We start from the raw sequence: 22996 nt of genomic DNA on the forward strand, positions 1-22996 counted from the left end.
TGCACTTTTTATGCAATACTTATCAAGTAAAATAAAAAAAGCCGGGCACATTTGTACCCGGCTTTGTGATTTTTATTAAATGATCAGGATTTAGAATCCTCATCATTCTTATCTCCAGTTGAATCAACTTCTGCTGCTTCTGGTTTTTCATGACCGTTGGTCGAAGCCTGATTCTTGTTGTCCTCTTCTTTTTCCTTATTCTCCTTTTCCTCTTTTTCCTTTTCTTCTACCTCACTGGTGAATTTCTGATAAGTTGTCTGATGTTTAAACGGTCTTGGACCAATCAACTTATTCAGATCATTCTGGAAAAGAATTTCTTTTTCAAGAAGCTCCTGAGCTAAAATCTCCAGCTTGTCCTTTTTATCAAGTAGTAATTTTTTAACTCTCTCATAAGCAGACGAAACTATTTTCTTAACCTCTTCATCTATCAACTTCGCTGTGTTTTCTGAATATGGTTTAGTCATCGAATACTCATTTTGACCTTTTGAATCATAGAACGAAACATTTCCGATCTTATCATTCATACCATAAACAGTAACAATGGAATAAGCCATTTTAGTAACTCTTTCCAGGTCAGACAACGCACCAGTAGAAATTTTATTAAAAGTAATTTCTTCGGCGGCACGCCCACCCAGGGCCATGCACATTTCATCGATTAACTGTTCTGTCTGATAAAGGAACTGTTCTTTAGGTAAATACTGCGCATACCCTAATGCTGCAATACCTCTTGGCACGATACTCACCTTCACCAACGGATCTGCGTGTTCAAGGAACCAACCCGCCACAGCATGACCAGCTTCGTGGTAAGCAACAATCTCTTTTTCTTCAGGAGAGATTATTTTATTTTTCTTTTCTAACCCTCCAATAACTCTGTCGATAGCATCTTGAAAATCCTGCATATCAACTTTCTCTTTATTTTTTCTGGCTGCGATCAGAGCTGCTTCGTTACAGACGTTAGCGATTTCAGCCCCTGCAAAGCCAGGTGTCTGAGCAGCTAATTTCTTAGCATCGACCTCATTATCAAGCCTGATAGGTTTCAGGTGAACTTTAAATATTGCAGTACGTCCTACGATATCTGGTTTGTCAACACTTATCTGTCGGTCAAAACGCCCTGGTCTTAAAAGAGCCTGATCTAAAACATCAGGTCTGTTAGTCGCTGCAAGTATGATAACCCCACTGTCTGTAGAGAATCCATCCATTTCAACCAATAATGAGTTCAGTGTATTTTCACGTTCATCATTCGAGCCAGGCATCTGCCCCTTACCTCTGCTTCTACCAATTGCATCGATCTCATCAATAAATACGATACAAGGGGCTTTTTCTTTAGCTTGCTTAAATAAATCTCTAACACGCGCTGCTCCCACTCCTACGAACATTTCCACGAAGTCAGACCCTGATAAACTAAAGAAAGGAACTGCTGCCTCACCGGCAACGGCTTTTGCAAGAAGTGTTTTACCGGTACCCGGAGGTCCTACAAGGAGTGCTCCTTTAGGTATTTTACCACCTAGCTTAGTGAATTTACCCGGGTTCTTAAGAAACTCAACAATTTCCTTTACTTCCTCCTTGGCCTCATCTAAACCAGCGACATCGTTAAAGGTAATTTTAACTTTATTTTCTGTGTCGAATAAAGCTGCTTTGGACTTACCTATATTGAAAATCTGCCCGCCGGGACCTCCTCCACCAGTCATTCTTCTCATAAGGAAGAAAAATCCGATTATCATCAAAAAGATCAATCCATAACTAAAAAAGAATTCTCCAAGAGATTCTCTTTCGGTAATTTCCAGACCTGGTTGATCACCGCCGGCTTCTGCTTCTAGTTTACTGAAATCTTCAGCAAACTTTTCTGCACCAGCCACTTTAAAGAAAAATTGCGGTCCTCCGGTAAACCCGAATGTTGAATTTCCTTTTAAGAGTTCTTTATATTTTTCATTTTCTAATGCTTCTTCCTTCAGGTACACTTCCACGAGGTCCTGGTTTTTGACCAGTTCTACCCTTTTCACATCTTTATCGAGGTACATTTCCTCAAATTTTTTCTGTGTGATTCTAGTAGCTCCTCCGGAGTTGTTTAACATCATGAATCCAACAAGTACCGACAGGATGATCAGAATAATTAACATCTGATAATTTTGCCTGCGCGGATTTTTATTGGGAAGCAAATTCTTTTTGCCTTTATTTTTTCCCTCGTTTGCCATTCTTTACACCTTACAGTTTATGTGTTGATACATTAACGTTCAATATAATACTTTGTTCGTTAAGCCTAAAAATTAAATAGTATTTTCGTAGTGTTTAATATTTGCATCACCCCATAAGTTTTCCAGATTATAATGTTCTCTGTTTTTTGGAGAGAAGACATGAGCCACTACATCAACATAGTCGATGATTACCCATTGATTATTTTGATTACCTTCTTTATTAAACGGATTTTCTGCTGTTTCTTCGTAAACCTTTTTTTCTACGGAGTCGGCAATAGCGTCAATTTGAGTGTCAGAACCACCTGTACAGATGATAAAATAATCTGAAATTGAATTTTTAACCTCACGAAGATCTAGAAGCACTACGTCTTTTGCTTTTTTATCTTGCATTCCCTCTACAACCAATGCAGCAAGTTCTGATGAATTCATTTATTATTGTATAAAAATTGTTTGTTCCAAAAGTACTAAAAATAATTGCATAAAAATTCTACCAATCTTTTAATCTTAGGAAGAACTTCCAATTATCTGCCATCATGTCAGTCTACGAATGACATAGCCGCAGGGTTATCCCAAAGCAAAAACCTTATGGACGGCCATGTTGTCTGGACAACAAATCAAACAGCCGGTAAAGGTCAGCGTGGTAATACCTGGGAATCCGAACCGGGTAAAAATCTTTTATTGAGTATAGTTGTTTATCCCAAATCACTGGATGCGGGGAATCAATTCCTTCTTACAGCAGCCATCAGTCTGGGAGTACATGAAACAATAAAATCATTTGTCCCTGATAAAGATGTATACATTAAATGGCCCAATGATATTTACGTGGGAAAACTCAAGATCGCCGGGATTTTAATAGAAAATATGTTAAAAAACGGAAATATAGACCAGGCGATCATCGGCATTGGAAGTAATATTAATCAGTCACATGGGCTCCACCCCTCTGCTACTTCTTTATATTTAGAGACTAATAAGGAAATAGAAATTGAAGAATACTATATGCGCCTGTTACAAAACATCGAAGCGTTTTATCTAAAGCTTAGAGCGGGAAAATCTTCTTATTTAAAATCACTTTACTACAGAAGAATGCTCTGGTACCAGGAAGAAAATTTATTTCAATCCGGTGATAAATTCTTCCATGGAACTATCCTAGGTGTAAATAACGAAGGCAAGCTTCAGGTTTCGACCGAAGAGGGCATAAAAGCCTTCGGATTAAAAGAAATCTCATTTGTAATAAACAGAAGCTGACCTATTCAGGTTAAAATCTTAAGGAATAAGTGTTTAAACATACAGATTTAAAAACATACTTAGTAAATTTGTGTTTCTAAATTTAGAATTAACATTATCAACAGTAATATCATCATGATAGAAGCAAAGGATACTAAATTAAAGTACAAAGTAAAAGACATAAATCTTGCTGACTGGGGCCGCATGGAAATCGAGCTTGCCGAAGCTGAGATGCCAGGTCTAATGTCGATCCGAGAAGAGTTCGGAAAAGATAAGCCCCTTAAAGGAGCAAGAATTGCAGGTTGTTTGCACATGACAATCCAAACTGCGGTTTTGATCGAAACCCTTGTTGAACTTGGAGCTGAAGTTCAGTGGTCATCATGCAACATTTTCTCTACTCAAGATCATGCAGCAGCTGCAATCGCTGCAACTGGCGTTCCTGTATTTGCATGGAAAGGTTTAACAGAAGAGGAATATAACTGGTGTATTGAGCAGACTTTAATCTTTGAAGATGGTCAGCCACTAAATATGATACTTGATGATGGTGGTGATCTAACTAACATGGTATTGGATAAGCATCCTGAACTTGCTCAGAACATTCAAGGTATTTCTGAAGAAACTACTACTGGCGTTTTGAGATTGATCGAACGTGAGAAAAAAGGAACTTTACCTATGCCAGCGATCAATGTAAACGACTCTGTTACCAAGTCTAAATTTGACAACAAATATGGATGTAAGGAATCGCTAGTTGACGCAATCAGAAGAGCAACTGATGTTATGATCGCCGGTAAAGTAGCAGTTGTTGGTGGTTATGGTGACGTAGGAAAAGGATCTGCTGCTTCATTAAGAGGTGCAGGTGCCAGAGTTATCGTTACAGAAATTGATCCGATCTGTGCTCTTCAAGCTGCAATGGATGGCTATGAAGTAAAGAAAATGGTCGATGCTGTAGAAGAAGCTGATATTGTTGTAACTGCTACAGGAAACAAAGATATCATCACTGGTGAGCATTTCACTAAGATGAAAGACAAGACTATTGTATGTAACATTGGCCACTTTGACAACGAAATTGATGTTGCATGGCTAAACAATAACCACGGTGAGTCTAAAAAGACGATAAAACCACAGGTTGATAAATATACAATCGAAGGAAAAGACATCATTCTTTTAGCTGAAGGAAGACTTGTTAACCTTGGCTGTGCTACAGGACACCCTAGCTTTGTAATGTCAAATTCATTTTCAAATCAGACATTAGCTCAAATCGAGCTATGGAATAAAGGTGATAAGTATGAAAACAAGGTTTATACTTTACCTAAGCACCTTGATGAAAAAGTTGCTAAGCTTCACCTTTCTAAAATTGGTGTTGAGCTTGAAGAATTAACTGACGAGCAAGCAAAATACATCGGCGTTAGTAAAGAAGGTCCTTTTAAACCGGAATATTACAGATATTAATCTGACATTAATAATTACAAATGAAAGGGGAGCGGTGATTCGTTCCCCTTTTTTTTGTAGAAAAATTCCCCAATTTGTAGCTAATATCCATTGGTGCTTTTTTGCTCTTAAAATTTAATCTCTGAATATCAGTCGTTTATACTTTTGGCATGGAAATTTCCTTATAAATATCAGAATAGGTTATTAATGGCGGTTTAGGTTAAATATTTCAGATTAAAAGAAATACATTAATTGTCATAAATAAAGTTTATTGGGACAGGTAAAGGTTATTATTTATTAACCATTCACACACACACACGATCAATTAAATCAGACGTACACACCGTCTGATTTTTTTTGCCATAATATGGGGAATTTTTCTACAATAAGCAGAAATGTTACTCACCCTGCATTTACACACCAGTTGATTTTTTGCTTTTTTGAGGCATTTTACATTTTGGCACGGTTTTGTTATATGAATATGTATTAGCAACAACCGGGCTAATACCATATACTTAACAGATTCCGGCTATGGAATTAAGGATCAGCGCCTGCTGATCCTTTTTTATTTCACTCTGTTGAAATAACCCGAAATTAAATGTATCTTCTATTAAAAAAGTGGATGGGGAAATTTTGCTTTTATATATTAATTATCTTTTTCATTGGTCTGCCTGGAATACTTTCAGGTCAGGAAAATTCAAGTTTACTCTGGAGAATCGAACATCCTGATACTGATAAAATTTCCTATCTGTATGGCACTTTACATTTATTAGACAAAAGTTATATCGATAGTTTGCCAGCGGTAACAGATGCCTTAACACGTGCAGAATTAATTGTCGGTGAAACACTCACCGATTCTACAGATTTACTTAGAAAAGTAATAAAATATACATTAATGCAGGATACTCTCCTCAGTGATATAATGGACAGTGTGAAGTTTAAAAAATTAAACACCCTCCTGAAAGAAAACCTGGGAGTATCGGTTTTATATTTAAATCAGTTTAAACCCGCAATGGCCTGGAGCATGTTTACTCAGGCAATCTATGTACAAGAATTCCCTGTTCTTGCTGAAAAAAATGATGTCCTGATCGATCAATATTTTCTGGATTACGCAAAACAAAATAATATAGAATTAGCAGGTCTTGAAACTACGTCTTTTCAAATGAATTTACTCTTTAATAAAATTAGTGTCTTAAGGCAACTTGAGATTCTTGAAGATGCTGTGGATAATATTGATGAAAATAAAGTTTTATTGAACCTGATGATGCAAAACTATTTTGCTAATAAACTAGAGTCTATCGAAGCAGACCTGATGTCTAATGGCTTAAGTGAAGATGAAAAAAACATGCTATTAAGAGATCGTAACAGAGAATGGCTAAATAAAATACCGGCGTTGATCAAAGATAAAAATTCTTTTATCGCAGTTGGTGCCGGCCACTTGGTAGGTGAGGAAGGGTTAATATCAGGTTTGAGAAAGTTAGGTTTTAAAGTTGCTCCAGTTGATATGAGTCGATCTTTAAACAATTAATTCCAAATTTATCAGTTAACATAGCTGATTCGGAAAATAAGGTCTAATTTTATAATTGCTAAGGAATAGAAAAAGTTTACATGCCCAAGATATTAGTAATAGACGATGATCCTTCTTTCAACATGATGTTGACCACCTTCCTTAAGCGTAATGAGTTTAAGGTGGAAAGTGCTCACTCTGCTGAATCAGGAATAGATCATTTAAAAAATCATCAGGTAGATCTGGTTTTAACAGATTACAAACTTCCTGACCAGGATGGTATTTCAGTTATTAAAAAAGTTAAAGAGAGCTATCCCGGAACTCCTGTTATATTAATGACTCACTATGCTGATATCAGAACAGCTGTGAAATCAATACAGATTGGAGCATTTGAGTTTGTCACCAAACCGGTGAATCCAGATGAACTATTATTATTAGTAAAAAGAGCCCTCAAGGAAAAAAAGGAACCTGTAGAGACTATTAAAACTTCACAAGGATCCAAAAAAACTAAGCATAAAAGTGAATTGGATTATATATCCGGCGAATCAAAATATGCTAAGAAAGTATATGAGCATGCTTCGTTAGTGGGCCCTACGGATATGTCTGTACTCATACTGGGAGAAAGTGGTACAGGTAAAGAATTTGCTGCCAAACTCATATATGAGAAAAGTAACCGCAAAGGTAAGCCGTTTATTGCTGTAGATTGTGGTGCCTTAAGTGACGAACTTGCTGCAAGTGAATTATTTGGCCATGTAAAAGGAAGTTTTACAGGAGCTTTACAAGATAAAACAGGCCAGTTTGAATACGCAAATGGAGGAACTTTATTCCTGGATGAGGTAGGAAACCTTTCGTATGAGGTTCAGGTAAAACTGCTTAGGGCGTTGCAGGAGAAAAAGATAAGAAAAATCGGGTCTAATGCTGACATTAATGTTGATGTCAGGATCATTGCTGCAACTAATGATAATCTAAAGGAAAAAGCTGAAAATGGTTCTTTCAGGTTAGATCTGTATCATAGATTAAATGAATTTAGTATTCAGTTGTATCCTTTGAGAAACCGTGGTAATGATCTTTTTATTTTTGCTGAACACTTTCTTCAGGAAGCAAATGATGAATTGGGAAAAGATATAGAAGACTTCACAGAAGATACAAAGGAAGTATTTAAAAATTACCCCTGGCCTGGAAATCTTCGTGAATTAAAAAATGTTATTAAAAGAGCTGTTCTACTCTGTCAGGATAATAAAATATCTCCTGAACAATTGCCTGAAGAAATCAAGTCTGGAGTTTCAACTTTAGTAACAGAACAAACACTGCCATCGAGCAATGGAAGTACGGAAAACTCTACTACGCCTAATCCTAAAGACTTAAAACAACTTCAGGAAACTAGTGAAAAAGAAACTATAGAGAAAGTATTAAAGGAAACTCACTACAATAAAAGTCTCGCGGCAAAAATCCTTAATATTGATCGGAAAACACTCTATAACAAGATCAAGCGATATGAGATTGACGCCTGAGCCACTTATCGATTAGAGCAATATCTGCTGACATTTCCTCTGCTAGATCATCAGCCATCAGATAAATCTCCTCGGATGCCTCAGGATTAGATTCTATAGTCTCTTCAAGTACTCTCAGCTTTTGTGAAACTGTGTCGAATGAAAAGTGGCTCCAGGAAGGTATCATTCTATGTGCAAGTCTCCTAAGATTATCCATCTCATTATTTTGCGCGTATGATCTGAAATTTGCAATATCATTTTGCATGTTCCCGTATAATCCCTCAATCATATTCCGGATCATCTCAGGATCATCACCAGCAAATACTTTTATTTCTGAGATGTCCAATTCTGAATTATCAACATCTTCAGATTTAGGACTACCTGAAAAAACTTCTTCATCAGGTTCTATTTCAGCCAGATTAAAAACGGTATTGATTAATTCTACCCTGGAAAATGGCTTGAATAAAATATTGTCAAAATTTGATTTGTTTTCCTGTACGTCAGGCCTGCTTTCACCTTTAGCTGTCATTGCAACCAGTTTTTGAAAGTTTTGCTGGTGATTTTCCCGTAATAACTTAGAAAGAGTCAATCCATCAATTTCAGGCATTTGTATATCTGAAAAAATAAAATCGAACTTCTGGTTTTTTATCTCATCAAGGAAATCTTTAGGATTTTCAAAAACTTTGGTCTCAAAGCCAATTGATTTTAGAATTTTAGACATTAACAACCTGTTGTTAGGATCATCATCAACTACGGCAGCAGACAATCCTTTCAGACTTTTAATTTTTTCATCTGCCTGCGGTATCTCCTGAAATTCCTTACTTGCCAGTTGCATAGGAATTCTAACAGTAAAATCAGACCCTTTTCCTTTTGTACTGATCAGATCAATAGCACCATCAAATAGCTCAATCATTTTTTTAACAATGGCCAATCCCAGGCCAGTACCTCCATATTTCCTGGTGATACTGGCGTCTGCCTGTGAAAATGAACTAAACACTTTCCCCTGTTCCTCAGGAGTCATCCCGATACCTGTATCTGAAACATTGATCTTTGCTACCTTATATTTATCGTTCCAATGAAATATTAAACTAACGGAGCCTTTCTCCGTGAATTTAATTGCATTGCTTAGCAGATTAGTTATGATTTGTCTGAATCTGAAAACATCAGTTTCCAATGCCAGATCATTTTCCGCTTTAAAAGTATAATTTAATTCGATGCCTTTTTCATCAGCTTGAGGCTTAAAGGAGTCAATGATTTCCCTGAGTAGATGAGAAGGATAAAAACCTTCCTGATGCAAGGTTACTTTTCCTGCATTTAATTTAGACAAATCAAGCAAGTCATTAACCAGGCGAAGAAGAAAAGATGCACTTCCATTAATAGTGCGTAAATATTTCACCTGATCTTCATTTAGTTCAGTATCTTGTAATAATCCCAGAAATCCATTGATTGAATGTATTGGGGTCCTGATTTCATGACTCATATTTGCCAGAAATTCTTCTTTAATTTTTGCCAGACGCTCAGCCCGGTTTTTCTCCATTTCAGCTCGCTGTCTATAATAATTACTTCGCGAAACCCCTCTAAATACAAGCGTGAGCAAAATTCCAGAACCAACAAGTCCTACCAATCCAATGGCAAACAAAGTGTTAGTTGCCTCATCAGCAACATTTTGAGCTTCCTCCTGTTTACTTAGATTTGCTCTTCGTTCTATGGAAGTTAATTCATTAAGCGTCTCCTGAATTTGAAAAAGCAAATTTTGATCCTGCTCTAACAATCTATATTCGCGAAGAGAAAGAAGGTTTCTGTAATATCTTTCTTCTGCCCTCAGATCTGTCAGAATTTCTTCAATTCTATTAATTAATGAATCACCATCAACCATCCTTTTAACATAACCAGTACCATTGGTTACCAGAACAGAATCATTTCCAGCATCAAGTACAGGAATGGTGTCGTAAACCACTTCCCGACTCCCGAATAATCTCTTCAATGAAGCTATTATCCCTTTGGTTTGCTTTTCCCTTTCGACAACCCTGTAACTAACCTCTCCATTAACAAGTGAATCAGACTTAGGACTAACAGAAGTTGATTGTAGTTCGCGCATTTGGTCATCTGACTTACCATCAAGATTTAATTCTCTGAGAGCTTTGTCAGTGTAGGCATTCTTTAGTTGTCTTTTCTTTAATGCCAGAAAATCAGTAAGCATCTCCTGTTTAAGATCGAAAAGGGACTTTAGAGTATCAACTTTTCTTCCTCTTAACGGGTCATCTCCAATTGCTTTTTGAAGATCTTTCAATCCCGTATTTATAGAATCCTTTAATTGATTATACTCCCTGAATGTTGAATCATCTTCAGTAATTATATAGATTCTGATCAGGTTTTCAGCTTTCATCATATCTCTAAACAGTTCATTTAGCTGTTCAGAGGTTTCTTCAGCTGAAGCCAATGACCGCACAGAATTATTCAGGGTATTAAAGCTTTTGTAGGATATATACCCAAATCCTCCAACCACTAAAAAAATGATCAAAAAGACTCCTATCACTCTTGTGGTAAGGTTGCCAATTTGATTTTTTCTTACTGATTGGAATTTCTTCATTTTTAAGTATACTTAATTTGATCGGCTATAACCCTCCCATTAGCATATATTTTACATTAATATATTCTTCGATCCCATATTTAGATCCTTCACGACCCATACCTGATTCTTTAACGCCACCAAACGGAGCTACCTCAGTGGAGATTAATCCCTCATTAATACCCACCATTCCATACTGGAGCTTTTCAGCAATTTTCCAGATACGCCCAATATCTCTGGAGTAAAAATACGAAGCTAAACCAAATTGAGTTTTATTTGAAAGTTCTATCGCCTCCTCATCGCTGCTAAACTTATAAACTGGTGCTACGGGACCAAATATCTCCTTATGGAACATTTCTACTGAATCATCCACATTTGTCAAAACTATAGGCTCAATAAACCTGCCATCGGGTTCATTATTTCCAGTCATCATTTTAGCGCCCTTATCTAGCGCATCCTGAACAAGGTCAGTTACTTTTTTTACTGCATCATCATTGATTAAAGGACCAATATCAACACCAGTTTCCAAACCATCCCCTACTTTTAATTTTCTGACATTAGCAGCAAACTTTTCAACAAATTCATCATAGACGTTTTCATGAACTAATATTCGGTTTGCACAAACACAAGTCTGACCCGCGTTTCTAAATTTGCAATCTACTGCTCCTGAAGCTGCTGCATCAATATCAGCATCTTCAAAAACTACAAAAGGGGCATTCCCTCCTAATTCAAGAGAGATTTTTTTAACTGTGGAAGCACTTTGTTCCATCAGCAACTTACCTACCTTAGTTGATCCGGTAAAAGATATTTTTTTGACCTTGTCGCTGGTTGTTAATTCTTTTCCCGCCTCAGACGAGGAACTGGTTGTTATAATATTAAGTACACCAGCAGGAAGGCCTGCTTCTTCTGCAAGATAGGCTGCAGCTAACGCACTCAATGGCGTGTCTTGCGCAGGTTTAATTACTACCGGGCATCCCGCAGCAAGTGCTGGTCCAACTTTTCTGGTTATCATAGCAAGAGGAAAATTCCATGGAGTAATAATCCCTGCCACACCTACAGGTTGCTTTATTACAATAATTCTTTTACCAGGAGCATGATTAGGAATTACATCCCCGTAAACTCTTTTGGCCTCCTCGGCAAACCACTGGATAAAAGAAGCTCCATAAGCAATCTCTCCTCTGGATTCTTTTAAAGGTTTGCCCATTTCCTTAGTCATCAAAATGGCAAGATCCTCCTGGTTTTCCATTAATAGGCGGTACCACTTATTTAATATTTCGCTACGTTCTTTCGCTAACATTGATGACCATTCATCAAACTTTAGATTTGCAATATCAATTGCTTTTTTCACATCTTCCTTACCCATATCAGGAACACTTGTGATCACTGAATCGTCGACCGGATTTTTAACATCATAGGTTTTCCCTGATGTTGCTCCGGTCCAATTACCATCGATGTACGCTTTACTTCTTAATAAATTTTTATTATTTAATGACATAAGTTCTGGCATTTAGATCAGTTCAATTTACAAATAATCAAGCCAAGATGTAGCAATTACGACCTTGAATTAGGCTTTAAAACTAATTTTTGTTTATTTGGTTAAACAAAAGAAACCGACACAAAAATTCCTTTTTATGTATAAAAGAATAATTGCTCCGATTTTATTTATTCTCAGTTTACCTGTTTTTTCACAGAGCGGTGTTACTCAATTCAATCCACTCATGTATGAAATCATAGATGAAGTCTCTGCTGAAAGATTAGAGTCAGATATCAGAACTCTTGCCGGTTTTGGTACGCGCCACACCTTATCTGATACAACATCTGATACCCGAGGTATTGGAGCGGCGAGAAGATGGATAAAGTCCACATTCGATGATATTTCTAAAGAATGCGATGGGTGCCTGGAAGTATCTTATCAAAGAAACCTGGTGAAGAAAGGTGAAAGTGAAAGAATACCTGAGGACACTTATGTTGTGAATGTGCTGGCAATTCAAAGAGGCACAAAATACCCTAACCGATATATCATTATGTCGGGAGACATTGATAGTCGAATATCGGATGTGTTAAATTATAAAGATGATGCTCCAGGCGCTAACGATAATGCTTCAGGAATGGCTGGAGCAATTGAAGCTGCCAGGGTTTTGTCTAAATACGAATTTGAATGTAGTATCATTTATGCTGGCCTAAGTGGAGAAGAGCAAGGTTTATTCGGAGGTAAGTTTCTTGCTCAAAAGGCCCAAGATGAAGGCTGGGATATTGTTGGTGTTCTCAATAATGACATGATCGGAAATATTGAAGGAGTTGACGGTGTAATCGACAATCGTTCGTTCAGAATTTTTTCAGAACCAGTCCCTCCTACAGAATCAGAGCGCGAACGCAGATTAAGAAGGTTTTTTGGAGGTGAAAATGACGGTAACAGCAGGCAGCTTGCAAGGTATGTGCATTACGTTACTAAAAAATATATGCCATATATGAACCCAATAATGATCTATCGCCTGGACAGATTTGGGAGAGGCGGACACCACAGACCATTCAATGATCTAGGCTTCGCAGGAGTGAGAATCATGGAAGCACATGAAAATTATAACAGGCAGCATCAGGATCTCAGAACTGAAGATGGAATAAAATATGGAGATGTGGTCGAAGGAGTTAATTTTGAATACACAAGACTTTTAACAGCTGTTAATGCCATTACAATGGCATCTGTTGCTTTAGCTCCTCCATCTCCTGATAGTGTAAATATCGGAGGAATAGTTGAACCTTCAGCTAAATTAAAATGGAATGCCGTAGAAAGTGATGACCTTAAGGGTTATATCATTCATTATAGAGAAACAATCTCACCCCAATGGCAGTATTCAGTTTTTGTTGATAAAAACACTACAGAATATACCTTGAAAGGAGTTGTGATTGATAACTATCTTTTTGGTATATCAGCAGTAGATGAAGAGGGAAACCAAAGTATAGTAAGTTATCCGGATGGAATTATCCGTGATTAAATATTTCTTAATAACATTTTAAGACTTTGCTTCACAATTTCTCCCATGGATTTACATTCTAGAAATTGTGGCGCTTCATAATGATCAGCTAACTCTTTTTTTAGACTTTCTACATGCTCGGGCAAAGAAATTTTATCCACCATCATAACATCCATTAAATCTTTTAAAGCGTATCTTGAGGCACGTATTCTGTGTACGATCAACGCCCGCTCTTCTTTTTGATATTGCCTCACTGATTCAGGAGTCATTGTTTCCAACCCTAATTTTATCAATGGATAATTCTGTTTAAAATATTTGGGCATATATATTGCCTTTCGACCTTCGTAAGACTGCTGGTCAAAATCAATGGATCTTATTCGATAATGTATTTCTTCAAAATCAGGTGTTATATCAATAACAAAATTACTGCTATGCATATCCCCTAGCAGCCTTACAAAACATCTTTCATTAAACTTCACAAACTCCTTGGCTAAGCGGATCTTATTCAACTGATGATTATTTTCCAAATAAGTAACGATGAACTGGTCACCTGGTACACCAGCAATATGTTCCTCAATTAATGTATCGCCATCCACGAGATAATTAATCCGATTAGGAGATAAGAGGTGCTCCAGCTCCAGACCATATATCCTGCTCGCATCAGCTTTTTTCACATAGAAATAGTCGAAATTATCATTAATCTGATTTACGATCCTTACTCGAAAAGGCATACTATTTCCATAAGGACAGATATCAACTCTATCGATAAATAAATGTTCTATTACAGAAAGATCGCCATCAGACTTGAGGAGTGCATAAATCTTTTTAAGGCTTTCATTGATGTGCCCCATCTCACTCGCTGCATAAAAAACAGTTTCCCAAAGGGTATCTTCTCCCTTCCTATCATATAAAGCAATAGTACTGTTAAAGCGCAACAGATCAGCATAATGAATAGGAGATTGGAATGACCGATCGTGTTTATTTAAATAATTTCGAAGGCCATTGCTGATTTCAAAAGGTATTTTCTTTTTACTTATTAGTGCCATTAAGGACTTCTCGTTTCGACTAAATTATAAATATACAAATGGTTATCCCACTATTTATTAATTTTACGTTTTGTTTGACAGATTATTAAATCTGTATCCATCATTACCCGGAGAATAATTTATGAAGCAACGCCTTTTTTATCTTCTAAAAGTATTTGGACTTTTTGTGTTTGCCGGTTTATTGATCAGACTGGTTTTTTTATTGTTTCATTTTTCGGAAATGACCCGAAATGCTGAAGCTACTGACGTGCTTATGGCTTTTGTCCATGGTTTGCGAATGGATTTGTCTATTGCTTCCTATATTATCGTTATTCCGGTAGTCTTGTTTATTATCGGATTTCTGTTTTCCAATAAATTTCAGTTTTATGCCAATAGGGTTGCATTAATATTATTTACCGTAATTCTGTCTTTGATGGCGGCAGTTGATCTCAAATTATTTCAATTCTGGGGCTTTCGCCTGGATACCGCGCCGTTACTTTTTTTAGATACACCAGGTGAGGCTTTAGCGAGTGTTGGATTTGCTGAGATCATTATACCTTTTTTATATTTTATTTTGCTTTGTGGCTTTCTTGTATTCTCTATCTTATCCCTGACAAGAAACATACTGATATTTCCGAAGTTCAAGCCTCTCTATTCATTGGGTTTTATGCTATTACTCGGGTTTCTGATAATTCCTGTTAGAGGGGGAATAGGAATAGCTCCACTTAATCCGGGCTCAGTCTTTTTTAGTAATTATTCAGAGATCAATCAGCTGGCTCTTAATCCTGCATGGAATTTTAATTATGCTCTTTCCAAGTATGATCCCGATGCATTAAAAAAAGATTGGTATGATGACCAGAAAGCAGATTCTTTGATCAGCAAACTCAATATCAAAAAACCCTTCCTGGAAGTTTTAAATACAAAAAAGCCAAATATTCTTTTGATCATTATTGAAAGCATGGCGTCTAAATTCCTGCACAAAAACTATAATGAACGGGAAGTAACACCTTATCTTGATCAGCTTACCAGGGAAGGCATATATTTTGATAATTTTTATGCATCCGGAGACCGCTCTCATAAAGGAATGACTGCTATTTTTAGTGGTTTCCCAGCTCACCCGGTTGCTCCTGTAATTAAATACCCAGCTATCGCATATGGTTTACCCCACTTAACAAAGGATCTTAAAAAACATGGTTATTATACCAGCTTTTTTTACGGTGGTGATCTCTCCTTTGCTAATTTTAAAGGATATTTCCTATCTGCCGGAACAGATGAATTAGTTACTGAAAGTAATTTTCCAGACTCTTTAAGCACAACTAAATGGGGTGTCCATGACAATATTGTCAGTGACACTCTTATCGATAGAATTAAAGATTACAGAACTCGAAACCCTTGGTTTGCTACATGGTTTACCCTTTCGAACCATCCTCCCTATGAGGTGCCTGGTCAATATGAATTCGGTAACAATTCATTACAGGAAAAAGTATATTCAACTTCTCATTTTACTGACCTGCAGATCAAAAAAGTCTTGGAAAGCCTTAAAGAAAATGAAAATTTATGGAATGATCTCCTGGTCATAATTATGGCTGACCATGGGGTAAGAGATCCTGACGGGTCAGAATATTACGCAGAAGAAACTTTTAAAATACCGATGATCTGGACAGGCGGAGCATTAAATCAAACAGGATTTACGATCGACAGGCTTTCTTGCCAAACAGATTTCCCGGCCACTTTACTTGGAGAGATGGATATTGATTATTCTAAATATTATTTTTCTAAAAATCTATTTCAGGTCGATTTCAAGCCAATGGCCTGGTATAGTTTCAGCCAGGGATACAGCTTAAAAGTGCCAAACGGGACTTATAGTTTTAGCACATCAAGTGAAGATTTTATCGTAAAAGATTCATCGATAACTGATGAAGATTTTGAATTAGGTCAGGCATATCTTCATAAGGTTTATAAAAAATTTACCGAAAAAAGGGAATAGCAAATATCCCTCCACTATCTATCTGATCGATATATTGTATAAGATAATGCTGAGAAAAAAACACCGGTAGCCAACAAAGTAATTAATTTCATATAATCAGGATGTTCATAACCGAGTAGCATTTTAATCCCGAAAAAAGTAAATAACACGATGGATACTATTCCTCCCAGGACTCCTCCCACCAAATAATACCCTTTTAAATAATCTTTTTTCTTAGCCATATTTTGGTTTTATAATAAAAATCAAACCGGAATATTAAGGCAAATAAAAATCAAAAACCTGATCTTCCATGCATTTAAAATGTCCCTTCGGACACTTTTTAAATCCCATTTTTGAACAAGGACGGCAATCAATTTTGTTATTTTCAAACACTACAAACTTGGTTTTATAAGGGTAAAAACCGAATGCAGGAACAGTGTTTCCCCAAATGCTGTAGATCTTTTTCTTGAGAGCTGCAGAAATGTGCATCAATCCCGTATCGTGGGCAAAAACAACAAGGGATTGCCCTGCAAGGGAAGCTGATTGATTCAGATTATACTTACCACAAGCATTAAAAATTACTGTTTTCTTACCTAGTTCCTTTAGCTTTTCTTCATAAGGTTCAGATTTCTCTGTTTTCTTAAAAAACCTCTCAATTTTATTTGCCACTTCAACATCATCGGGACCACCGATCAACACAACGGGTTTAGCAATTTTATCACATAATTCAACGAGCTTGTGAAATGGAAGTCTTTTAGTGGCATGAGCACCGCCGATTACTACAGCAACATATTCCTTATGATGTGTTTCTGGAAGATCATTTTTAATGTCTACTTCATCTTCTGGAGGAATGAAATAGTCGAGTCCAAGCTCATCATTTTTTACACCTAATGGTAAAGCAGCAGTCATATACCTGTCTACTACATGATTTTTAGGCATTTTATTGATCTTAAATTTAGTAAGAAGAAAACGCTCAATATTTGCCTTGTAATATGAAAAGGAAGGGATTTTCCTCATTCTCAATTTGATGATACGCGTCCTTAAATTATTATGCAGATCAACAATGTAATCAAAGTTTTCAGCTTTCAATTCTTTAATCAGATCTCCAAGTGATCCGGTTAAAGTATGGACCTTATCGATATAAGGGTTAGGCTTAACTATTTTTTCGAATGCAGGCTTAGTACAATAATGAACCTCTGCATTTAATTGACTTTTTAAAACCCTTACCACGGGAGTAGTCAGTACAATATCACCTATAGATGAAAATCTGAGAATAAGAATCTTTGGATTTTCCTTCATTTATATTTTTGATTTCCTGTTGTTAAAGTAATCGGACAATTCATTTACTCCCATCGCATTCAGTGTCATATCTTCTGTCAGCCCTCCTTTTCTACCTACGATCACACCAAATTTAGTATGGTCGTACCCAGCCAATTCATGGGCATCCGGATTAATTGATAATTTCACTCCTTTATCCAAAGCATATTTAACCCAGATCCAATCGAGATCAAGCCTCCATGGATTAGCGTTTATCTCAATCACTACATTATTTTCAGCAGCAGCATCAATTACTTTTTTGTGATCGATGGGATAACCTTCCCTTCTTAATAGTAATCTTCCTGTAGGATGACCAAGTATGGTGGTGTAGGGATTGTTTATAGCTGTTAACAACCTGGCCGTAGCTTTGTTTCTATCCATATTTAAGGGAGAGTGAATCGAAGAAACTATAAAATCAAATCCACTCAGAATATCATCACTATAATCCAAAGCTCCATCAGTAAGAATATCTGATTCAATTCCTTTAAATATTTTAAAAGGGGCCAGTTCCTCATTGAGTTGATCAATTTCTTCCCACTGCTTTTTAATTCTAAACTCCTGAAGACCGTTTGCATAACCGGCTGTCTTACTGTGATCGGTTATTCCAAGGTATTCATAACCACGCTTTTTGCAATCTTCAGCCATTTCTTTGAGCGTATTCTTGCCATCACTGTAAGTTGAATGAGCATGAAGTATCCCTTTAATGCTCTTATCTGAAATCAGGCTATTAAGTTTGTCTTTCTCTGCATACTCAAATTCAAATTGTCCTTCACGACATTCAGGTTCAACATATGGCAGTTCAGCTTCCTTATAAATTTCCTCTTCGGTCGAGTAAGGCTTCGATCGATTAATATTGAATAAAGAAACATCATCTTTTAACCGATAATTCAGATGAAGTGGAGAACCAGTTACTTCAAATAATCTTTGAATATATTTTTCCGGTGAGGTATAAAAAACTTCAGTAGCCATCCCTGAATCAATATGTATCCCTCTTAAAGTAAAAGGTGAAGAATCTTCCTCAACGAATGAAAACTCCTCAAGAGACATTAATTTCTGTTCCCAGTCATCCGGATCATCTAAAGCTGTCACGAATGATAATTTTTCAACTACAGGCATCTTTCTTCTCAATTGTCCTGCAGAAGAAACTTTATCAATATTTAATTCTTTTTTTAAAGTTTCTGTGATTTCCTTTTCCAGATCAACTACTTCAGCATAGTGTTTTTTACCCTCATTTTCCCTGATATAATAAATTTGTTCGATAATTTTCTCTTCAGTTTTGGCTCCAAAACCTTTCATCTTTGATAAATTACCTGCTTCAGCAGCCTCGAGGAGCTTATCCACTGAATCGATTTCCTGGTCTTTCCAGAGGGCAGCAATTTTTTTTGGACCAATACCTTTCACCTGCATCATCTCTAATACTCCTTCCGGAGTTCTGGCTATTAACTCATCCAGAAATGCAAAAGTGCCCGTATCTTTAATTTCATAAATAGCTTCTGCGATACTTTTCCCAACTCCTTCAATTTCTGCTATTTCCTTATCTGACAACTGAGATAGCACGCCATCAAACCGCTCAAGTTTAAATGCTGCATTACTATAACCTCTTACTTTAAACTGATTCTCACCATGAAGTTCCATGAGGTCTGCCGCTTGCTTGAGTAACTTAATTATCGTTTTATTATCCAAGATTTTTATTTATTTTAATCACCAATTGAATACGCAAATTTAAGATTCTACCTGGTTTAAAATACTAAAGGATTAATAAATGAACTACTGGATCATAAAATCCGAACCTGAAGAGTACAGTTTTGATGACCTTATCAGAGATAAAATTGGTGTGTGGAGTGGTGTGAGGAATTATCAGGCAAGAAATAATATCAGGGATATGAAAAAAGGTGATCAGTTATTATTTTATCATAGTGGAAAAAATGCAGGCGTTGTTGCAACAGCAGAAGTAGTGAAAGAATCTTATCCCGACCCTACTACAGATGACAACAAATGGCTAGCTGTGGATGTTAAGCCTAAAAAAAGATTAAATAAAAAAGTTACCTTAAAAGAAATAAAAAAACATACTGAATTAGCTGATTCACAGCTCGTAAAGCAATCCAGATTGTCAGTTATTCCGTTAAATAAAGAAGAGTACAATTTTATTATTAACTTATCTCAATAAATAAAGGAGATTAATGAGGATATTTTTATTATCAACCATACTGATCTATTTTTCATGTCAATCATTAAATGCCCAAATAAAACAGCCTCTTAGATTAGAGATCGATATAGGATTCAATGAGGACATGTATGAGGTATATAGTGCCGGAAGGGAAGGGATTTTTATTTATAGAAATACAAATGAAAGAGGTGATGGCGGCTTTATATGGGAATTATCATTGTATGATACGCAGCTTGAACTTAAATGGACAAAAGCTTTTAAAGTCGATTATGGTTATGACGTAATTGGTCATGATTATAATAATGGCAGGATATTTTTACTTTTTTCCAAAGGAGGAACTGAAAAAGGTGATTTAAAAGTAGCGCGACTATTATCTTCCAATGGGGACATTTCTATTCACGAGATCGAAAGACCTATACCGATTATTCTTACCCATTTTGAAACCATTGATGACGTTTTACTTTTTGCAGGGAAAACAAAATATAAAACCAATGCTGCACTATATAATCTAAAAGAACAACGCTTTATTGCTCTTCAAGGACTGTACAGTGACAACAGTGAACTACTTGAAATTCAAAGAAACTTTTCTCTGGGTGTATTTCAATTGACTTTTCTTGAAAGAAGGCCGAGGAGAAATCAATATATTACTGTTAAATCATATGACAAACAGGGAACTTTATTATTCGATACAGAATTAAATCCAGGCCAAGAGCATAACTTTATCGATGGTACTGCCACCTCATTTCTCAATGATGAACCATTTATTATAGGAACATGGTCAAATAATAAATCTCAGTACAGTCGGGGAATGTTTTTTGGAGAAATACACCCTAATCCTGGTGAAGAGGATATTGTGAAATTCTATAATTATGCTGATCTAGAGAACTTTTTTTCTTATCTAAAAGACAAAAAAGAAAAGCGAATCAGAGAAAGAATTATTCGAAAAAGAAATAAAGGCAAAAAACCAAAATTTAATTACCGGTTACTCATTCACGATGTAATTAAAAGAAACGATCAATATATCATTGTTGGAGAAGCATTTTATCCTACTTACATCAGGCAGGATTATATGCCAGGTACTTCTTATAATCCTTCCACATTTGATTATTATCCTGGAACAGGGCAGATTATTAGTGAATTTAATTTTTCGCATGCTGTAATTTTAGCTTTTGACGAAGAGGGCAATATGCTTTGGGATAATAGTTTTGAAATAGATGAGATAAAGACCTTAACCCTTGAGCATCAAGTCAGTATTGACGTAGATCCAAACCGGATCGCTTTATTATATTTCTATGAGGGCAAAATTAAAAGCCAGGTAATAAAAGGTGATGAAGTAATAGAAGACAAGACAGATACCGAAATTAAGTTAAAATATGAAAATGATGACGTGAGAGAAAGGTTTGATGAGCTTGGAAAGATTGAAAAATGGTATGATAAATATTTTTATGCTTCGGGATTGCAAAGGATACGAAATAACTCACTGGAACCTTCAGAGGTGGTAAGAAAAGTTTTTTATATAAATAAAATTTACTACGAAGACTAATGGTTAAGTGATTACACTAGAATTTTCATTGGTTTATTCTATCTTTGTTCAAGTTTATGCAAAAGCGAAATCTTCTACATCATGAACTTTTGGAGATCACCATTCTCAGGCTTTGTCAACAGCTGATAGAGAATCATGGTGATTTTGAAAATTCCGTCATTCTCGGGCTTCAACCGCGAGGAAGTCACCTTGCACGTATAGTACAACAAAAATTAAAAGGGCTTACCAATATTGATGTTCCTCTAGGATATCTCGACACAACTTTTCATCGGGATGATTTCAGAAGAAGGGACACCCCTATTACAGCCAATCAAACCGATATACCTTTTTTACTTGAAGATAAAAAGGTTATTCTGATAGATGATGTATTATTCACAGGAAGAAGTGTAAGGGCTGCAATGGATGCGATGATCGCTTTTGGAAGACCATTGACTGTGGAATTACTTGTACTGGTAAACAGGAGATATAGCAGGGACCTGCCTATTGAACCTAAGTATACCGGGAGAAATGTAAATACCATAAAATCACAAAAAGTGCTTGTTGAGTGGAAAGATCAGGGAGCAAATGAAAACAGTGTTTGGCTCATAGACAATTAACTAATTAATGAACCGGCTAAGCGTAAAGCATTTACTTGGAATTAAAGATCTGACCCGGGAAGATATAGAACTTCTCTTTCAGACAGCTTCTTCATTTAAAGAGGTAATCAACCGACCTATCAAAAAGGTGCCCTCACTACGTGATATCACCATTGCTAATGTTTTCTTTGAAAACTCTACAAGGACCAGGCTTTCTTTTGAACTGGCGGAAAAAAGGTTAAGTGCAGATGTAATTAATTTTTCATCATCTAACAGTTCTGTTAAAAAAGGGGAAACACTTGTAGATACCGTTCAGAATATTCTGGCGATGAAAGTAGATATGATCGTTATGAGACATGGAAGTCCCGGAGCGCCGCACTTTCTGGCCAGGAGTCTTGCTAATACAAAAACAGGTAAGCACGCTGTCGTTGTAAATGCCGGCGACGGAACTCATGAACATCCCACCCAGGCTCTTTTGGATACTTTTAGTATACATGAAAAACTTGGTACCCTTGAGGGTAAAAAGGTAGCGATCATTGGAGATATACTTCATTCAAGAGTTGCCCTTTCGAATATCTTTGCTCTGCAAAAACTTGGAGCTGAAGTAATGGTTTGCGGACCCAATACTTTACTTCCTAAATACATTTCTGACCTCGGGGTAAAAGTTGAATTGGATGTAGATAAAGCCCTGCAGTGGTGTGATGTAGCCAACGTACTAAGAATTCAGTTAGAAAGACAGCAAATTAAATACTTTCCTAGTTTAAGAGAATATTCATTATATTTCGGAATTGATAGGAAAAGATTAGCAAGATTGGATAAGGAGATAATTCTAATGCACCCGGGTCCGATAAACCGAGGAGTTGAATTATCAACTGATGCAGCTGATGCAGATAACGCAATTATACTAGATCAGGTAGAAAACGGAGTAGCTGTCCGTATGGCAGTATTATACTTACTTGCATCAAAGAAACCCGATTAAAGGGCAATTATAACTTTTCTTAACCGTTAGGAGTTCACATTT

Annotated in this window: 18 protein-coding genes; 10 read left to right on the plus strand and 8 right to left on the minus strand. The window is 36.4% G+C overall.

Features of this window, described 5'->3' with window-relative positions; genetic code table 11:
* Positions 1-83: 83 nt before the first annotated feature.
* Positions 84-2192: an ATP-dependent zinc metalloprotease FtsH gene (gene ftsH / locus OO013_RS14425; protein WP_266057615.1), complete on the minus strand. Its 2109-nt coding sequence runs from the start codon at positions 2190-2192 to the stop codon at positions 84-86.
* Between the two features lie 72 nt (positions 2193-2264).
* Positions 2265-2621: a ribosome silencing factor gene (rsfS, locus tag OO013_RS14430; protein WP_266057616.1), complete on the minus strand. Its 357-nt coding sequence runs from the start codon at positions 2619-2621 to the stop codon at positions 2265-2267.
* A 45-nt stretch (positions 2622-2666) separates the two neighbouring features.
* Between rsfS and OO013_RS14435 the strand changes: the two genes are divergently transcribed.
* From OO013_RS14435 to OO013_RS14450, 4 genes are all read left to right on the plus strand, one after another.
* Positions 2667-3437 carry a biotin--[acetyl-CoA-carboxylase] ligase gene (locus OO013_RS14435; protein WP_266057617.1) on the plus strand — a complete coding sequence of 257 codons (771 nt, stop codon included), beginning with the start codon at positions 2667-2669 and terminating at the stop codon, positions 3435-3437.
* 114 nt (positions 3438-3551) lie between these two features.
* On the plus strand, positions 3552-4865 hold the full coding sequence (ahcY, locus tag OO013_RS14440) for an adenosylhomocysteinase (protein WP_266057618.1): 1314 nt from the start codon (positions 3552-3554) through the stop codon (positions 4863-4865).
* A gap of 577 nt (positions 4866-5442) precedes the next feature.
* The gene (locus tag OO013_RS14445) at positions 5443-6372 is read left to right on the plus strand and encodes a TraB/GumN family protein (RefSeq protein ID WP_266057619.1); all 930 of its coding nucleotides are present in this window, start codon (positions 5443-5445) and stop codon (positions 6370-6372) included.
* A gap of 80 nt (positions 6373-6452) precedes the next feature.
* Positions 6453-7862 carry a sigma-54-dependent transcriptional regulator gene (locus OO013_RS14450; protein WP_266057620.1) on the plus strand — a complete coding sequence of 470 codons (1410 nt, stop codon included), beginning with the start codon at positions 6453-6455 and terminating at the stop codon, positions 7860-7862.
* Here OO013_RS14450 and OO013_RS14455 read toward each other — a convergent pair.
* Together OO013_RS14455 and OO013_RS14460 are read right to left on the minus strand one after the other, a co-directional pair.
* Positions 7837-10431, minus strand: a complete 2595-nt coding sequence (locus OO013_RS14455; protein WP_266057621.1) for an ATP-binding protein — start codon at positions 10429-10431, stop codon at positions 7837-7839. The genes OO013_RS14450 and OO013_RS14455 overlap by 26 nt on opposite strands.
* 25 nt (positions 10432-10456) lie before the next feature.
* A complete protein-coding gene (locus OO013_RS14460; protein ID WP_266057622.1) occupies positions 10457-11905 on the minus strand; it encodes an NAD-dependent succinate-semialdehyde dehydrogenase in 1449 nt (482 codons plus the stop codon).
* A 136-nt stretch (positions 11906-12041) separates the two neighbouring features.
* Between OO013_RS14460 and OO013_RS14465 the strand changes: the two genes are divergently transcribed.
* Complete coding sequence (locus tag OO013_RS14465; protein WP_266057623.1) at positions 12042-13403, plus strand: M28 family metallopeptidase; 1362 nt, start codon at positions 12042-12044, stop codon at positions 13401-13403.
* Here the strand turns inward: OO013_RS14465 and OO013_RS14470 are convergent.
* A complete protein-coding gene (locus OO013_RS14470; protein WP_266057624.1) occupies positions 13400-14428 on the minus strand; it encodes a hypothetical protein in 1029 nt (342 codons plus the stop codon). The genes OO013_RS14465 and OO013_RS14470 overlap by 4 nt on opposite strands.
* 121 nt (positions 14429-14549) lie before the next feature.
* On the opposite strand from OO013_RS14470, the gene OO013_RS14475 reads away from it, so the two are divergent.
* The gene (locus tag OO013_RS14475) at positions 14550-16394 is read left to right on the plus strand and encodes an LTA synthase family protein (protein WP_266057625.1); all 1845 of its coding nucleotides are present in this window, start codon (positions 14550-14552) and stop codon (positions 16392-16394) included.
* 14 nt (positions 16395-16408) lie between these two features.
* Here the strand turns inward: OO013_RS14475 and OO013_RS14480 are convergent, their stop codons facing one another.
* The 3 genes from OO013_RS14480 to polX are packed head-to-tail and all read right to left on the minus strand — an operon-like array spanning position 16409 to position 19373.
* Positions 16409-16615: a hypothetical protein gene (locus OO013_RS14480; protein ID WP_266057626.1), complete on the minus strand. Its 207-nt coding sequence runs from the start codon at positions 16613-16615 to the stop codon at positions 16409-16411.
* A gap of 34 nt (positions 16616-16649) precedes the next feature.
* Positions 16650-17672, minus strand: coding sequence for a glycosyltransferase family 9 protein (locus tag OO013_RS14485; protein WP_266057627.1), 1023 nt, complete (start codon positions 17670-17672; stop codon positions 16650-16652).
* Positions 17673-19373, minus strand: a complete 1701-nt coding sequence (gene polX, locus OO013_RS14490; protein WP_266057628.1) for a DNA polymerase/3'-5' exonuclease PolX — start codon at positions 19371-19373, stop codon at positions 17673-17675.
* A gap of 79 nt (positions 19374-19452) precedes the next feature.
* Here polX and OO013_RS14495 point away from each other — a divergent pair, with 79 nt between their 5' ends.
* Genes OO013_RS14495 through OO013_RS14510 form a run of 4 tightly spaced genes read left to right on the plus strand, consistent with a single transcriptional unit; the run spans position 19453 to position 22954 of the window.
* Entirely contained in the window at positions 19453-19857 is a 405-nt protein-coding gene (locus tag OO013_RS14495) for an EVE domain-containing protein (protein WP_266057629.1), read from the plus strand.
* A gap of 13 nt (positions 19858-19870) precedes the next feature.
* Complete coding sequence (locus tag OO013_RS14500) at positions 19871-21400, plus strand: hypothetical protein (RefSeq protein WP_266057630.1); 1530 nt, start codon at positions 19871-19873, stop codon at positions 21398-21400.
* 56 nt (positions 21401-21456) lie between these two features.
* Positions 21457-21996: a bifunctional pyr operon transcriptional regulator/uracil phosphoribosyltransferase PyrR gene (gene pyrR, locus OO013_RS14505; protein WP_266057631.1), complete on the plus strand. Its 540-nt coding sequence runs from the start codon at positions 21457-21459 to the stop codon at positions 21994-21996.
* A gap of 7 nt (positions 21997-22003) precedes the next feature.
* A complete protein-coding gene (locus OO013_RS14510; protein WP_266057633.1) occupies positions 22004-22954 on the plus strand; it encodes an aspartate carbamoyltransferase catalytic subunit in 951 nt (316 codons plus the stop codon).
* The last annotated feature ends 42 nt before the right edge of the window (positions 22955-22996 follow it).

The sequence above is a fragment of the Mangrovivirga halotolerans genome, from assembly GCF_026241165.1.
GTDB classification, from domain to species: Bacteria; Bacteroidota; Bacteroidia; order Cytophagales; family Cyclobacteriaceae; genus Mangrovivirga; species Mangrovivirga halotolerans.

Excerpts from the sequence above, each read along its gene's own strand:
- ftsH (WP_266057615.1), bottom strand. The coding sequence starts at position 2,192 with ATGGCAAACGAGGGAAAAAATAAAGGCAAAAAGAATTTGCTTCCCAAT.
- rsfS (WP_266057616.1), bottom strand. The coding sequence starts at position 2,621 with ATGAATTCATCAGAACTTGCTGCATTGGTTGTAGAGGGAATGCAAGAT.
- ahcY (WP_266057618.1), top strand. The coding sequence starts at position 3,552 with ATGATAGAAGCAAAGGATACTAAATTAAAGTACAAAGTAAAAGACATA.
- OO013_RS14445 (WP_266057619.1), top strand. The coding sequence starts at position 5,443 with ATGTATCTTCTATTAAAAAAGTGGATGGGGAAATTTTGCTTTTATATA.
- OO013_RS14450 (WP_266057620.1), top strand. The coding sequence starts at position 6,453 with ATGCCCAAGATATTAGTAATAGACGATGATCCTTCTTTCAACATGATG.
- OO013_RS14455 (WP_266057621.1), bottom strand. The coding sequence starts at position 10,431 with ATGAAGAAATTCCAATCAGTAAGAAAAAATCAAATTGGCAACCTTACC.
- OO013_RS14460 (WP_266057622.1), bottom strand. The coding sequence starts at position 11,905 with ATGTCATTAAATAATAAAAATTTATTAAGAAGTAAAGCGTACATCGAT.
- OO013_RS14465 (WP_266057623.1), top strand. The coding sequence starts at position 12,042 with ATGTATAAAAGAATAATTGCTCCGATTTTATTTATTCTCAGTTTACCT.
- OO013_RS14470 (WP_266057624.1), bottom strand. The coding sequence starts at position 14,428 with ATGGCACTAATAAGTAAAAAGAAAATACCTTTTGAAATCAGCAATGGC.
- OO013_RS14475 (WP_266057625.1), top strand. The coding sequence starts at position 14,550 with ATGAAGCAACGCCTTTTTTATCTTCTAAAAGTATTTGGACTTTTTGTG.
- OO013_RS14480 (WP_266057626.1), bottom strand. The coding sequence starts at position 16,615 with ATGGCTAAGAAAAAAGATTATTTAAAAGGGTATTATTTGGTGGGAGGA.
- OO013_RS14485 (WP_266057627.1), bottom strand. The coding sequence starts at position 17,672 with ATGAAGGAAAATCCAAAGATTCTTATTCTCAGATTTTCATCTATAGGT.
- OO013_RS14495 (WP_266057629.1), top strand. The coding sequence starts at position 19,453 with ATGAACTACTGGATCATAAAATCCGAACCTGAAGAGTACAGTTTTGAT.
- OO013_RS14500 (WP_266057630.1), top strand. The coding sequence starts at position 19,871 with ATGAGGATATTTTTATTATCAACCATACTGATCTATTTTTCATGTCAA.
- pyrR (WP_266057631.1), top strand. The coding sequence starts at position 21,457 with ATGCAAAAGCGAAATCTTCTACATCATGAACTTTTGGAGATCACCATT.
- OO013_RS14510 (WP_266057633.1), top strand. The coding sequence starts at position 22,004 with ATGAACCGGCTAAGCGTAAAGCATTTACTTGGAATTAAAGATCTGACC.